This window comes from Fibrobacter sp. UBA3629 (assembly GCF_002374005.1).
GTDB lineage: Bacteria > Fibrobacterota > Fibrobacteria > Fibrobacterales > Fibrobacteraceae > Fibrobacter.
On sequence record NZ_DFLC01000005.1, the window covers coordinates 43,695 to 58,603 of the forward strand.

The following is a 14,909-nucleotide window of genomic DNA, read 5'->3' on the forward strand; positions in this document are numbered from 1 at the left end:
CCGCTTACCGCCGCATTACTTGAGCTCTTTGATTCCGTTCTCGAATCTTTCGCAGGCTTTTGCCAACGTCTCGTCGCTTGCCGCATACGAGAACCGCACGCAGCTGTCGTCTCCGAAGGCGGCTCCCGGCACGATGGCGAGTCCCTGTGTCTCGAGCAGGTATTTGCAGAAGTCAATCGAACTGTTTACGGCTGCACCTGCGGGCGTCTTTTTGCCGTAGAGCTTTGCGACGGGCGCGAACAGGTAGAATGCGCCTTCGGGCGCGGAGATGCTTTCGCCGAGGATTCTCGAAACCTGCGATACCATGAAGTAGCGCCTCCTGCGGAATGCCGCGCGCATCTTATCCACTTCGCCCATGCCCATGCGGAGAGCTTCGAGGGCTGCATATTGCGCGATGTTGCTCGGGTGGTGTGTTGCCTGTCCCTGAATTTTGCCGATTATCTTTGCAATCGGAGCGGGGGCGGCGTCGTATCCGATTCTCCAGCCCGTCATGCAGTGCGATTTCGAGAACCCGTTCACGACGATGGTTCGTTCGGCCATCCCGTCGAAACTCGCAATGCTTGCGAACTGTGCGCCATAGACGAAGTATTCATAAACCTCGTCGGAGATGCAGTAGATGTCGTTCTTGACGATGACTTTAGCGAGGCCGGCGAGTTCTTCGTGCGAATACACGCTTCCGGTCGGGTTGCAGGGGTTGTTGATGAGGATCGCCTTCGTCTTTTCGGTGATGGCGCTCTGCAACTGCTCCGCGGTCATCTTGAATTTGTTCCCGATGGTGGTCGGCACGAACTTGGGAACGCCGCCGAGCCACTTCACGAGTTCGGGGTAGGTGACCCAGTAGGGGGCGGGAATGATGATTTCGTCGCCCGGGTTTACGAGGGCCGCGAGTGAATTGAACACGGCGTGCTTCGCACCGCTAGTCATGATGATCTGTTCGGGAGCGTAGTCGAGGCCGTTGTCGCGCTTGAGCTTGTTGCAGACTTCCTTGCGCACCTCGAGAATCCCGACGGGGGCGGTATAGCGCGTCTTGCCATCGGTAATCGCCCTGGTGGCGGCATCGCAGATGGGCCTTGGAGTCGGAAAGTCGGGTTCGCCCGCGCCGAGGCTGACCACATCTTTGCCTTCGGCGATCATTTGCTTGGCGAGCGTATCGATGGCGACAGTGAGCGATGCTGCGATATTTTCTGTTCGTGTCGAAAGGGGACGTGTCATTTTGACTCTTTCTTCTTTTTCCAGATTCGGTAGTTGTCGAGGATTCCGGCAATCAGCGGGAAGGTGGTGAACTGTGCAAGCGCAATGCAGGCGAGCCCCAGTAGCAAGACCTGGCCGATGCTGCGGAGTCCGGGATGGGATGATATGATAAGGCTGAAGGAGGCGATGAACGATGCCGCCTGGCTCAGGAGGATGCCGAAGAACTTTGTCTGGAGGACCGTGATGGCTGTCCCTGCCTGTTTCGTGTAGAAGGCGCTCCAGAGCTGCAGCGAACCGTCGACGCTAGCCCCGATGATGAGGGGGAATGCGAGCGAACTGTAGAACGAAAGCTCGATGCCGAGCAGCCTAATGAGGATCAGCAGCCAGCTTATGGCGAATACCGAGGGGAGGAGGGTGAATATGGCCCTGCTGAATCGGTTGTAGAACATGAGCAGGAAGAACCATACGAGGAAACTTCCAATCCAGAGGGTCTTGTCCAGGTTTTTGAGGATGAGGTCGAGGACGGTTGCGCGGATGACGGGTTCCCCGGTCATCAGGATACCTTCCTTTTCCGGGCCCCTGATCTTGTCGAGGTTCTCGTTCAGCCTGCGGCACGCGAGTCCGTCGTCTGGATCGATATTGTGGAAAATGAAAGAGAAAACGCCGCGGTTCCCGTTCTTGTCGCTGAACTTGACTTTCACGTTGTCAGGCAGGTCCTCGTCGTCGACCTTCCTGTTCGAAAGCGCCTCGGCCATAAAGTCGTAGGCTTTCTTCTGCTTTTCGTCGAGATCCTTGACGTCGATTCCTTTCGCGAAAGCCTCCAGCGTGTCGAGTTTCTGTTCGCGAGAAACGCTTGCGTGCGGAACAGTCTTGGCGAGCGTGTACATCTTCTGGACGTTCGGGATGGCGCCTTTCTTCTTTAGCTGCTCGAAGTTGCGGTAGAGCTCCGTGCTTGCCTCTGCGCTTGTTGTCTCGACGATGATGGGGTCGTATTGCGGGAATCCGGTCTGGGCGAGGAGGGAATCGGCCGTGCCGGTTGTCTTCTTGATTTCGGTCTTGCTGAAATCGTAGAAGAACTTGAGATTTGACCCTCCGTAGACAAGGCATACGAGGCTAATGATAGACACGATGGCGATGAGGACGACATTGAGCCTATGGGGGAGAAGCGTCACTTTGTGCGAGGACGGATTTATTTTGAATGAGTTGACCGAAAACGGACGGCTCTTCTGGAATACGCGCAGGAGGGCGGTGGCGACAAGGAGGGTGACCATCCAGTTGATGAGTGTCCCGAGGCTCCCTAGGATGGCAAGTTCCTGCAGCCCGGGAAGCGGCACGAACATCATGCATGCAAAGAGGGAGGCCATGATGCACGAGGATGCGCATGTGGAGGGGCCGATGCCGAGAATAGCGCTCTCGATGCAGAGTTGCGGGCTCAGGTTGCGGGCGCGTTCTTCGAAATAGCGCTTGTAGACGTGGTTCACTATCTGGCATGCCTGGCCCGGCAGGATGATGGCGAGGAGCAGGGTGTATAGGTTGATTCTCCCGTAGAGGAGCGATGCGAGGGCGAGCGTGTAGACGATTGGGAGCGCCGTCGCCACCGACGAGATAAATATCAGCTGCGGCTGCCTGTAAAAATTCACGACAAAGAGGAGCAGGATGATGAGGGCGGTAAGTCCGCCCGCTAGCTGGGCTTCGGGAAGGAGCGTCCGTCCGCGGCGGATTGTCTCGAAAACCTTTCCGGTAAAGTAGGATTGCACGTCGCCGCCCTGGATGATTGCGGAGAGGTAGGTGCTGGTCTGCGACAGGAGTTCGCGGCTTGCCTTGAGGTCCGTTAGCGGGTGCGTGGGGTATATCTCTACAACCCGGATGGTGCCGTCGGGATTCGAGTGGCTGCGGTTCATGATTCTCGCGTATTTTTCCTGGAGGTCGTTCACGCGGAATTCGATTTCCTTTTCCGTGGAGGAATCGAGGCCGGCGTCCAGGTCGACGTAGAACGGGTTATTCCTGCTGATGAACTTGTCCCGTATGGGGCGGATGCGGTTGATGGTGGAATCGAGGTCGCTCTCGTCGATATAGAGAAGGCAGTGCCGCGTGTAGTAGTCGGTGTCGGTTTCGAAATCCACGAAGTGGACCAGCGGATCCTTGCGCAACATCTGCGCTAGACTTTTCGCGGTGGTGTAGTTCTGGAGGCTGTCCTTGGAATGCAGGACGACAATGAGGCTCCCGAGCCCGCCGAAGTCGCTTTCGATACGCTTGTAGTCGTTGTTGGACTCGTCGCTGAAGGAGAGCGTGTCCTGCAACTGGAGGTCCCACCGCAGGTTCATGATGGGAAACGCCGAAAGAATGGCGAAAATGGTCCCGAAAAGCAAAACGGCTACAGGAAATCGTGTAAGTCTTCTGGTTATTTTGCTGATTAGGGAAAACATCGGCTATAATATAATTATAAATTAGGATTGAGATGATTCGCTTGCGGCTTTGCATAATCGCCTTTGCCCTTGCGCTGGCCACATCCGCCTTTGCCGAGGCGGATTCTGTGGCCGTTGCCGACTCGATGGCGCACGGTCCCGATTCTTCGGCTACAGTCGAAGAATCCTCCTCGTCGTGGAAACGTTTTTTCACCTGGCCTTTCGAACATATCATCCAGCCGGTGCTGAACGCGGCGGTCTATCCGATAGCGCAACCCCTGCATTACGCGTTCGACAACGGGGTCATCGAGACGGCTGTCGACCTGATTACGTTTGGCGAGAAACGGAACATTCTGCTTTATCCCATAATGAACCTTAAACCCGGCAATTCCACGATGCTAGGGTTGACCTACCGCCACAGGAGCCTGTTCTTTGGCAAGGATTACCTAGTCCTTTCGCCGCAGTATTTCGCGAACGGCGATTTCTTCGTCGACCTGCGCTACACGAAGCACGAACTTTTCGGGACCGACTTGTTCGGGGGCATTCGGCTTCGTAAGTTCTGGGACCGCGACGGGTTCTTTGTCTATCCGGGGACGCGAGAGGACTTTGTCATGCCGGATTCCTCATTCACCATCGACTTGCAGGCGGGCATACCCCTTACGAGCGATGGCCGTTGGAGTCTCGAGCTGCTGGGCACGGTGGATATCGTGGACCGTAGCCTTCCGGGAAATTCGCAGGACAGCATCCTTGTCAGCCGTGATTTTTCCATCGACGACCGCGGCCTTTACCAGTCGTTCCTGATGTTCCCTGTCGGGCTCTCGGTCTTGTTCGACAATCTCGATTTTCCCTTCGCGCCTTCGCGGGGGAGCCGCATGCAGCTGCTGGCCCGTTACTTTTTTGTTGGAAAATACAGCGGGATATCCTTCGATAATGCGGAGGAGCCGGGAAATCGGCCGACAAGGTTTGATTTCGATGATAACGGCATGAACCACGACTTCGTGCGGACGGAATTCGTGTTCCAGCATTATTTCTATTTTGGCAAAGCGCAAAAGTTCCACCTGACAAAAAAAGAGGCGCGACAGAATCGGCGCTTTTACATGGACTTCAACTGGAATGACGCCCTTCGCATGTGGCGGCCCGACAATGTCCGTGAAACCCTGTTCGAAAGGAGGGTGATAGCGCTTCAGTTCAGGATGATAGACAGTTGGGAAATAGAGGAGGGGGGAGCCCCGTTCAAGCTGTATTCTCTCGTCGGGCCGAGGTTTCCGCTGCGAGGGTTCCAGGATTACTATGCGGCCCAGCATGTCATGAGCCTGAGCATGGAATACCGCTGGCCTATCGATTATTATGTGGACGGCGTCCTGTTCAACGAGTATGCGATGTTTTCGCCGACATTCAAGGACTGGTCGGTTCACCGTCTCAACAATTCCTGGGGGTTCGGCGTCCGCGTCCGCAAGCCGGACATGTACTGGTTCCGCGTGCAGCTTGGTTTTCACGGGCTCCATGGCGTGAACCTGGTGCTGACCATCGCGCCCGAATTCAAGTAGGGGCATGGCCCCCGCGTCGCCTAGAAAAGTTCAATCTGGTCGCTTGGTACTTGTTTCTGCGGAATATCGCGGTGGAGCATGGCGTAGGCGTTGCGCGTGGCGATTCTCCCTCGCTGGGTTCGGGAAAGGAGACCTTTCTGGATGAGGTACGGCTCGTAGACTTCTTCTAGCGTGTCGGGCTCTTCGCCCATCGCGGCCCCGATGGTTGTTATGCCGACTGGCCCGCCGTCGAACTTGTCGATAATGAGTCCGAGGATCTTCCGGTCGGTAGGGTCGAGCCCCTCGGTGTCGATTCCGAGCATCTGCAGTGTGCGCTGGGCGGCTTCGAGGTCGATCGTCCCGTTCCCGCGTACCTGGGCCACGTCGCGGCAACGGCGCAGCACCCTGTTCGCGATGCGGGGCGTCCCGCGGCAACGTCCGCCGAGCAGCCTTGCGGCGTCCTCCTCGAGCCCGACACCCAGGATCCGCGCGCTCCGGATAAGGATTTTGACGATGTCGTCCTCGTTGTAGAGTTCCAGCCGGTACTGGAGGCCGAATCGGTCGCGGAGAGGACCCGTGAGCATGCCGCTGCGAGTGGTTGCTCCGACGAGGGTGAAGTGCTTGAGCGGGAGGTTGACGCTACGCGCCGTCGGTCCCGAATCGAGCATGATGTCGAGCCTGTAGTCTTCCATGGCGGGGTAGAGGTATTCCTCGACCACGCGGTTCAGCCGGTGGATCTCGTCGATAAAGAGGACGTCGTTCTCCTGCAGGCTTGTCAGGAGGCCGGCCAGGTCGCTAGCCTTGTCGAGGACGGGGCCGCTCGTGATGTGGATGTTGACGCCCATTTCCTTCGCGATGATTCCTGCGAGGGTCGTTTTGCCGAGACCCGGAGGGCCGGCGAAAAGGCAGTGGTCGAGCGAATCGCCGCGGTGTTTCGCCGCTTCGATGGCGATGGAAAGACTTTCCTTGATGTCTCCTTGTCCCGTGAATTCCGCGAGGCTGGGTGGCCTGAGCGTACGATCCACGTCGTCGCCTTCACCGATTCTTTTTTCGGGCGAAATAATCCGCTGGTCGTCCATGAAAAAACATTCCTCGTTTGTGGTTTGCGATCAAAGATACTTCAAAGCTTCGGGTATGAGGGTCGCCGCATCGGCGGAATCCCCGAGAATTTCGGCCGCCTTGACAACGGCTCTCTCTGCCGCAGGGTCTTTTACGCCGAGAGTGTGAAGGGCGAGGACCGCCTCCATCTTCGCTCCGGTAAGGACGCCCATGCCGGTAATGCCCGAGCCTTCGACATCGCCGAGCGCCTGTAGCATCGCCCCCGCCTTGTCCTTGAGGGTGAGGACCATCTGCTCGCAGGTCTTTTTGCCGAGACCCTTGATTTTGCCGAGGGCGCTTTTGTTGTCGCTTGCCACCATGTTCAGGAGGTCGGCTGGCGAGACTCCGCTCAGGATGCGCTGTGCAAGCTTTGGCCCCACGCCGTTCACGTCGATGAGCATCAGGAACGTGTCCTTTTCGATTCTGTCCGCAAAGCCGAAGAGCGTCATGGAGTCTTCGCGGACCACGAGATTCGTGTGGAGAGTCACCTCGGAGCCTTCTTCGGGCAACTTGCCGGCCGTGTAGGCTGAAATGTTTACTCCGTAACCGACACCGTTCACGTCAACGACGACGAAGGTGGGGGATTTTTCGATAAGGATTCCGCGAATGCGCTCAATCATAAAAACTCCGAATATGCACTTTTGTGCTACTGCACAAATATATACTAATTCGTTGGCTCTGTCAAGTCAAATCGTATTTTTTTTTACAAAATTGCACGGTCACTGCATTCCGACTGCGGTTCTGCTGCGGTTTCAGTGATGGTCACATTTGTGCTGAAACAATGCGCTTTATTGATGTTTTTTACAGAAAATACTTTGCGCACTATTGAAATGGAGGTGCCTGTGGAAATCCAGAGAAAAGTGGTGTATTTAGAGCAATCTAGCCTTCGGAGGTTCTACCTCCGCTCATAAAGAGCCCTTATAAGACATCATCAGCCACTCTTACTGGTTCTGAAACTCGTAAAGTGACTATAAGCCCTTATGGTATTACATTCTATAAAATCAACAGCAATCAAGATGGATGGGAACAATTAAATAGCATTGTTCCAAATGGTTAAAAAATCGCCTTTCATTTTGTCTCATGAAAGGCGATTTTTTGTCTCACAGCAACCGCGCCGTTATATTCGCGCTTTAAACTGCTCCGGCTAAACCGGGGCTTTATTTTTTACGGAATACCGCTCGCAATATGCTTGCAAAAAGCCCGTTACGGGCTTTTTCCCAATAAACAGTTATTGCAATAATTTAACCACTTGAACCGCAAGATGAATTACATCATAATAAAAGGAGCGCAGGTACAAAAAAGCAAATATAATAAAGACTATTGGCATCCACTGACTTTTAGTATATATAATATTTCCCGTCTTATCCGTATAATTTCCTCTACTGATTTTATAAGTATCAATCAAATTACATATTATCTGAATAAACATCAGAGAATACGCAATAAAATAAAACCACACTGGGCCCGACTTATTCATCAACCCATTAAGACATGCAAAGGGCGTTCCACCCATAAGAAAATACACACACGCCCTGCGGTATCGACGGGCAATAACACAATGCAGGCCAAGCCATCCGCCAACTATCGATGCAAAGAAAATCACATACCCCGAAATCTTTATTTTTGACACCTCTTCCATCTCATTTTTTTTGATCCTTCATATTTTCACTATTCCAATTCGTTAAAAAAATACATTTTTACAATATAACAAAAACACAAATATCAATTAAACACAAAGGTTATTTAAACGGACTAGACGGAAACAAATTCGAATTCGTCGGTGAAGATATGTTCGTCATGTTTTAGCTCGGCTCATAAAGAGCCCCTATAAGATAGGAAATACATGTTTCCCGCCTTGCTAGCCTTAATATACGGAAAAAGGCCGCCGATGAGCGGCCTTAAAGAAGGTTTTCTTTTTTAGACTAAACTACAAAATAGTTATCGAATAAAAGCACCATATAAAAGCAGCCCTACTATAATAAGAATAAAAAAGACAAATTGTTTTCGGCCACCCATCATGTAGTAAGCAATCTCAACAACAAACATCACTATTCCGAAAATTATGTCTTTTGTTTCCATTGTATTCCCTTAATGCTGGCTGAACTTTTTGTTTTATCTCCGCTCATAAAGAGTCCCTATAAGATGAACATCTTTTAAGCGACAAAATTCTGAAGAGGTCTAGCATATCTCACAGAATCTGCAAAAATGCACACAATCGCATAAACGACAGATACAGGAATATTAATCGCCAAAATCATGCACGGACCATAGTAAATAGCCCCTGTATCGCCAAGAAAAAACGCACCAATTACAGAAACAACCGTCGTAACAACTATTCCTGCAACCCACATTCTCGAAGCATAAAGGCCGCGTTTAGTCCCAAACAAAGAGCCTCCATCAACAAACACGCTTTCGACAATGTACGTATATACATAAAACGGAAGCAGGCTAAAGACATAAACAACAAAGCTGTCCGTCCAAACAGGCGAAAGAACTCCGAACACAAAAAGAACAAGCGGCAAAACAGCGCAAACAAAATTTATTTTGCACTTAGACGGCATTTTGCTCGTTTTAATTATGTTCATCGTCATTTTCATGGTAAACCCCGTCTCACACCATTAATATATATAAAAAAGTGTCAAAATTCAACAAAATACGCAAAAATCGGCTTTTCCTTATTCCAATCAGGGATAAAAAAAGCGACCCAATACAGGTCACTTTTTCGGTTTTATCAATTCGGCATATTTTTTCGCCATTTCGAGGCTATACTTAAGTTTTACCTCGGCTCATAAAGAGTCCCTATAAGATAATAAATCTCATTTCTTCTTGGAAATTAGTGTATCAAAGTCTTCCTCCTCTTTAGGCTCCTCTTTGCCAGAAAGAATTTCATCAAATGTTAGTTCCCGTTTCTTTTTCTCTATTAAATTCATGGGAATTATCGTGATTTCAGGAGATATTGCAATAGCAGAACAAAACATCCAAAATAAAAAAGCCATTCCCCAACGACAATGCGTAAATCTTTCTCCGTAAACGTAAGGAACCAACAACGCAAAAATAATCGCACACAACAAAGCTATCAAAAGTCTTATTATGATTTTTTTCTTCTTCATTTATTTTCATTCCTCTATATCTTTCAAAATTTCATTTGCAAAAGCTTCGGCCACCTCACGAGAATCGGACGAGTTGTAAGTTTCACCTCGGCTCATAAAGAGCCCCTATAAGACTATCGCCAACTTTTAATGCTGAGGGATAATACAATCTTCCAATAGTCTAGTAAATCCGGCGAATCCATCTTTCTGTTGACTTAAAACCCCATTGCACGTGCCATTGTCTTCCATCAACTTTGTTCAAAAGTATAAACTGATACATGTTTTGAGTTGGATAAAGTTCAAATGAACCACATCCATAGTCATTCCATTCATTAACCAAACTTTTTTCATTTAAAGTATAAGTTCCCTCTTTACCATCTTCAAGACCCCACTGAACCATGTGCATGATTCCCGTTCTTGTATCCAGCTTTATAAAATTGTACATGTTTGTTGTTGAATATAATTTGTAACGGTCATAACAACGATTATTCTGAACTTGATTGTCTATTGTTTCCTTTAGTTCTTGTAAAGATTGTGCTACTGTTTTTTTGGGGGGAACATAATCTTCTGTCCCATTGTTAGTTTCGTTATCTGGTGCACCCAAAGCTACAACAGATAAAAGCATTAAAAATGACACTATTTTCTTCATGATTTCGCCCTTGTCAAAAAAGCTAAGTTTTCCCTCGGCTCATAAAGAGCCCCTAAAAGATTTTTTTTGAATATACCTTATTTTATGCGGGTTCGCAAGCGGTTGGACTCTGAAAAAAAGTAAAACAGGGTGATTACCTAGATGCAAAGGCGCTTTCCATAAAGGACTGCTCGTTTCGGGAAATCCCGTTCTTTGTTGCGATTTTACGCCAGTTTGCGCTGACGATTTTTTGCATTTCAGTAATGGCTGCTTTTGCCTTTGCCGCAGGTAATCCGTAAAGTTCGCAAACATCCTGGGCGAGTTCCAATGATAGTGTGGAATCGTTGTCAGAAATATTCAGCGAAAGGAATTCTCCGTACGGATTCGGGTTTACATCGAACAGGGGCGAAAGCATCCACCCTTTTTCGGACAAGAGAAAACCATGGTTGCGCAAGTGGTCGTCGGTATTGGACACGAGGATGTTGAACACAATCCGTTTCCAGAGTTCAAGAAGGTCCTTTTTGGGCGCTGCTCCGGCAGACTTGATGAAGGAGGCGATTTCGGTGTATCCGCAGTCATCGTCCCCGTCTGTGTGGCCGAGCAGGGCCATAGCCGACGTGAAGTGGATTCTCCGACCGGACTCTCGGTCAAATCTTTTTACGAGAAAAGTGGAACCGTATCGCGAAAATTTTTCAAGGCGGCTTTCTGAAACGTTCAATCCGCACATTTCCGCAAGTTCATAGACCGTTTTTTCCCAAGCGCCGCAGTTTATCTTGTCGTTCTTGGAAGGAAACTTTGCTATCCAAAGGCTGCCATCCGGTGCAATGACGTTTGCTTTTGGGCGTGCGCCCCCTAACGAGGAACCCGGCGCAATTAGCATCTGTAGCCATTTGTCCGAGTGCGTGGTGTCGCTTTCGAATGCGGCTACGGCGTCGTTTAGTTTGCGGAGGGCGACCCACGGAGGGGCTGCCATGTCGGAATCGTCCGAAAGGAAGGGGCCGTCCTCGTTCGCTTTGAACCGCAAAGCTCCCATGCGTGACATGTCGTGGACGCCGAGCAGGTAGTCGCTTTCCATGAGTTTTCGGGGCTTTCTCGATTCGGAACGGGCGATTATGGATTCCCGCCGGTCCATGAGCGTGCGTCCCCACCGGTCGGGGCACGAGTCTTCGAATATGCCGAAAAGTTCCTTGCCGACAGGAGCGAACTGCCGACCCTTGAAAAGGGACAGGTCCGGGTCCAGCATAAAGCTACCGGAGTGCTTTAGCCATTCGTTGTCGTACTCGAATGAACAGACTTCTTTGCCTCTTGCGCCTTCCACAAAGAGCGTGCCGATGCGCGTGGGGGCTGCGCGCAGCCAGTTCTCGTAAACCAAAATCTGCTTCACTTGCCCTCCGGGTGATATTTCTTCAGGAGTTCGATGTCGTGGAGTTTTTGTCCGAGTTCGTCGTCTGCGGCGACCTTGAGAAGGTCGGTGTCCATGCCGCTTATGGCGTGGAGTACTGCTGCGTAAATGCCGATGGCCACTGCCGCGGAACCTTTTTCCACCGCCCATACCGATGCTCGGCTGACGCCCGCCCTTTCGGCAGCAAGTGCGACAGAAATTTTACGACGCATGCGAGCCAGACGGATCTGTTCTCCCATCTGTTCAAGGATTTTACCGGTTTTCGGCAGTAGAGTTACGCTTTTTTTGCCCATGATGTCAATAAATATATATTGTTTTGATTAAATTGTCAATAAATATTGACAAAATGGAACGGTTTTGAAGAATGGAGGGGATGAAATTTGAACTTTGAATGAGTTTTACCTCGGCTCATAAAGAGCCCCTATAAGATCTACTTTCTAAATGTGCCTTATTTTATGAGGGTTCGCAAGCGGTTGGACGCTGAAAAACGCTGTTTCTTGTTGCGAAAAAATCAATGGTATTGGATTGTTGGGTGGTTGACGAATGTCTTAAGGGAGTATAAATTTAGAGTGTAATGTGTGGAAAGCGAGGACCTATGAAAAAATTCATAACAATTCTTGCCTGTGCCTTGTGCCTCACCGCCTGCGGTGACGACGACAGCAGTTTTGCCCCGCGCCCGGACGATGATTCTTCGATTGAGTCGTCTTCGTCCAGCGTCACACCGAAGTCGAACGATAGTGAGACAAGTGTGTCCAGTAGCAGTACTAAGTCCAGCAGTAGTGTAAATTCGAGTAGCAGTTCAGCCGAATTATCATCTAGTTCGGTGACTTTGGCGACACCGTGCAAGACAAAAACCGAAGACAACTGCGAGTATGGCGAGCTGGTTGATGACCGTGATGGTCAAGTTTATAAGACGGTGAAAATCGGTGATCAATGGTGGATGGCGCAGAACCTGAACTACGAGACAGATAACAGTTTCTGCTATAATGATAGTGCTAGTTATTGCGAAAAAATAGGAAGGCTTTATCTGTGGAGCGCAGCCATGGACAGCGTGGGCGAGTGGAGTGCAAATGGCAAGGATTGCGGTGCTGATAAGACTTGTTCGTCGTTCTACCCTGTTCGCGGCGTTTGCCCTGAAGATTGGCATCTGCCGACTCAAACGGAATGGAGAGCCCTGTTCATGGCGGTGGGCGGAGAAACGACTGCTGGCAAGGTTCTCAAATCCACGTCTGGGTGGAATCGTAATGGCAACGGCACGGATGCGTTCTCGTTCTCGGCGTTGCCTGCTGGCAACAGGTCCGACTATGGGAGTTTCATCAAAGGGGGCGGCAGCGGCGCAGAATTCTGGAGTTCTACAGAGTACAATAGCTACGGCGCGTACGACATACACATGAACTACAACGACGGCATTGCGTACGGGGGCAACAGCAAGGGCTATGGGTACTCCGTTCGTTGCCTCAAGGACTAGAAGCTTCAAAACAAACGGAAAAACAATTCAAGTCCTTGCAGAGGCAAATAAAATTTGTTCGGGTACAGATGAAATTTGCAGCGACCCATAAAATACCGAAAGCAATCAACGAATTGGACATTATCGACCTAGAATATTCAGGATAAGGCTGACCGTTAACATTTTTTAGTGTATTTTTAAAGCTGGATGTGTGGAAAGCGAGGCGTTATGAAAAGAAACGACGTGGTTTTTGCACTTTCTGCACTGCTGGCGGGGCAGGCCCTTGCGGCCGACTGGTACGCGAAGGAGACGCGCTGGGCGGGGCATGACCCGGACATCATCCGTTACGAGGACGGCTACGCGCTTGCGACAACGGATAACCACATGCTCATGCAGTTCTCCGAGGACGCGCTGAACTGGAAGAACGGCGAGCCCGCCATGCCGGAATTTTCGAAGTGGCTTTACGACTACGCCCCGAACATGATCGACATCTGGGCGCCGGACATTCATTACATTGGCGGGGAATACCGCATGTACTATTGCGGTTCCGAGATGGGCATCCGCTCGTCGGGCATGGGGTTCATGTCGAGCAAGGAAATCGACCCGACAAAGCCCGGCTACGGCTGGACGGACCAGGGCGAAGTGATTCACACGGTCAAGAGCGACGCCTACAACGCGATTGACGCGGCAGTGCTGAAGGACAACGATGGCAAGGTCTGGATGGCGTTCGGTTCGTGGGGCACGGGCATCCACATTTTGGAACTGAACGAAGAAACAGGCAAGGTGAAAGACGGTGCGAAGATGATCAACATCGCGAACCGTGGCGGCTCGGGAATCGAGGGCGCAAGCCTCATCGAGCACGACGGCTACTACTACCTGTTTACGGCGTGGGATAACTGCTGCAAGAAGGGCGCGGACCTCGAGAACAATTCCTACAAGACGACGGTGGGGCGCTCCAACCGCATTGACGGTGGGTACGTGGACCGCAGCGGCAAGAAGTTGCTGGATGGCGGCGGCACGATTCTGTTGAGCCGTTACGGACGCTACTACGGGCCTGCGGGCGGCGAGGCGTTCCAGGACGTGAACCGTCAGCGCTTCGTGAACCATTACTACGACAAGAACGACGGCGGTAACTCTTACATACAAGTTCGCGACATCGTCTATACCGACGACGGTTGGCCGGAACTGGGACAGCCGTTCCTCGGGCGTTACCTGAGCGCAGAGGCGGAACATGGCGCCTTGACGCACGTGGATATTTCGAGCAGCTCCGATGCTTCGAACGGAGAATTTTGCGCCTACATCAACTACGAAGACAGCAAGATTCGCCTGCCGATGATTATCCCGCAGGCGGGCGATTACCTGATTCGTTACCGCTACGACAACAACTGGACCGAAGACGGTGCAAACGGTAGCTCGCATTTTGTGAGCGTCAACGGCAAAAATCAGGAAGTGGAGCTGCCGTTGACAGGCGCATGGAGCGCTTTCCCCGAGAAGTCGGTGGTGTACATCCCCGCGAAACTCAAGCGCGGCTCGAACTTTATCGAGATTACGAAGGGCAAGCACTATGCGGAACTTGACCGCCTCGACTTCTTGCGCATTATCCGCGACACGATTCCGGCGAACGGCTTTGACAACGGCATCCGCGTGCGTCTGACTGCGGACGACGAGTTCGCCATCAAGGACGGCGGCTACGCGATTTTCGAGAACGTGATTACGGATTCCATCGTGGGCCCGGGCGTGCTTGTGCAGGTGAAGAACGGAGCCGGCGGTACGCTGAACATCCGCAAGGATAGCAAGAAGGGCGACGTGATTTCGAAGTGCGAGTTGCCTTCGGCGGGTAACGCGAGCAAGTGGATTGACGTGCGCTGCACCAACCTGCCGGAACTCAAGGGCGTGCAGGACTTCTACCTGACAGCGGAAGGCCTCGGCGGCGAAACGCTCGTAGGCAACATCAAGTTCGACGAGGGCGTGAAGGATTCGACGGATGCAATCCGCCGGATCGATACCCGCGATAATCGTGTTCTCCGTGCTGGAGAAATGCGCCCCCGCAATGGCTACCGCGACCTCAAGGGCCGCCATTTCGACAGACGAATCCGCTATCGCGTGATGTTCTAGGAACGGGG

At 51.5% G+C, this 14,909-nt stretch carries 12 protein-coding genes; 3 read left to right on the top strand and 9 right to left on the bottom strand.

Annotated features, from left to right (window positions below; genetic code table 11):
* Positions 1 to 15 precede the first annotated feature (15 nt).
* Together B2310_RS01015 and B2310_RS01020 are read right to left on the bottom strand one after the other, a co-directional pair.
* The gene (locus B2310_RS01015; protein WP_290728037.1) at positions 16 to 1,212 is read right to left on the bottom strand and encodes a pyridoxal phosphate-dependent aminotransferase; all 1,197 of its coding nucleotides are present in this window, start codon (positions 1,210 to 1,212) and stop codon (positions 16 to 18) included.
* Positions 1,209 to 3,515 carry an MMPL family transporter gene (locus B2310_RS01020; protein ID WP_290728039.1) on the bottom strand — a complete coding sequence of 769 codons (2,307 nt, stop codon included), beginning with the start codon at positions 3,513 to 3,515 and terminating at the stop codon, positions 1,209 to 1,211. Before B2310_RS01020 ends, B2310_RS01015 begins: the two co-directional genes overlap by 4 nt.
* 134 nt (positions 3,516 to 3,649) lie before the next feature.
* Here B2310_RS01020 and B2310_RS01025 point away from each other — a divergent pair, with 134 nt between their 5' ends.
* Complete coding sequence (locus B2310_RS01025; RefSeq protein WP_290728041.1) at positions 3,650 to 5,143, top strand: BamA/TamA family outer membrane protein; 1,494 nt, start codon at positions 3,650 to 3,652, stop codon at positions 5,141 to 5,143.
* Positions 5,144 to 5,163: 20 nt separating this feature from the next.
* On the opposite strand, the gene ruvB is transcribed toward B2310_RS01025, so the two are convergent.
* The 7 genes from ruvB to B2310_RS01060 all read right to left on the bottom strand — a co-directional run bounded on the left by ruvB (position 5,164) and on the right by B2310_RS01060 (position 11,632).
* Complete coding sequence (gene ruvB, locus B2310_RS01030; protein WP_173366224.1) at positions 5,164 to 6,201, bottom strand: Holliday junction branch migration DNA helicase RuvB; 1,038 nt, start codon at positions 6,199 to 6,201, stop codon at positions 5,164 to 5,166.
* Between the two features lie 30 nt (positions 6,202 to 6,231).
* Positions 6,232 to 6,840, bottom strand: a complete 609-nt coding sequence (ruvA, locus tag B2310_RS01035; RefSeq protein WP_290728043.1) for a Holliday junction branch migration protein RuvA — start codon at positions 6,838 to 6,840, stop codon at positions 6,232 to 6,234.
* A 1,533-nt stretch (positions 6,841 to 8,373) separates the two neighbouring features.
* A complete protein-coding gene (locus B2310_RS01040; protein ID WP_290728045.1) occupies positions 8,374 to 8,817 on the bottom strand; it encodes a hypothetical protein in 444 nt (147 codons plus the stop codon).
* A gap of 219 nt (positions 8,818 to 9,036) precedes the next feature.
* The gene (locus B2310_RS01045; RefSeq protein WP_290728047.1) at positions 9,037 to 9,330 is read right to left on the bottom strand and encodes a hypothetical protein; all 294 of its coding nucleotides are present in this window, start codon (positions 9,328 to 9,330) and stop codon (positions 9,037 to 9,039) included.
* 160 nt (positions 9,331 to 9,490) lie between these two features.
* Positions 9,491 to 9,958 (bottom strand): hypothetical protein, encoded by a 468-nt coding sequence (locus tag B2310_RS01050; protein WP_290728048.1) that lies wholly within the window; start codon positions 9,956 to 9,958, stop codon positions 9,491 to 9,493.
* A gap of 133 nt (positions 9,959 to 10,091) precedes the next feature.
* A complete protein-coding gene (locus B2310_RS01055) occupies positions 10,092 to 11,321 on the bottom strand; it encodes a type II toxin-antitoxin system HipA family toxin (protein ID WP_290728050.1) in 1,230 nt (409 codons plus the stop codon).
* A complete protein-coding gene (locus tag B2310_RS01060) occupies positions 11,318 to 11,632 on the bottom strand; it encodes a helix-turn-helix domain-containing protein (RefSeq protein ID WP_073054531.1) in 315 nt (104 codons plus the stop codon). The genes B2310_RS01055 and B2310_RS01060 overlap by 4 nt, the downstream gene beginning before the upstream one ends.
* Before the next feature lie 302 nt (positions 11,633 to 11,934).
* Between B2310_RS01060 and B2310_RS01065 the strand changes: the two genes are divergently transcribed.
* Both B2310_RS01065 and B2310_RS01070 read left to right on the top strand, forming a co-directional pair.
* Positions 11,935 to 12,807 (top strand): fibrobacter succinogenes major paralogous domain-containing protein, encoded by an 873-nt coding sequence (locus B2310_RS01065; RefSeq protein ID WP_290728054.1) that lies wholly within the window; start codon positions 11,935 to 11,937, stop codon positions 12,805 to 12,807.
* A gap of 207 nt (positions 12,808 to 13,014) precedes the next feature.
* Positions 13,015 to 14,901 (top strand): family 43 glycosylhydrolase, encoded by a 1,887-nt coding sequence (locus tag B2310_RS01070; protein ID WP_290728056.1) that lies wholly within the window; start codon positions 13,015 to 13,017, stop codon positions 14,899 to 14,901.
* Positions 14,902 to 14,909 lie beyond the last annotated feature (8 nt).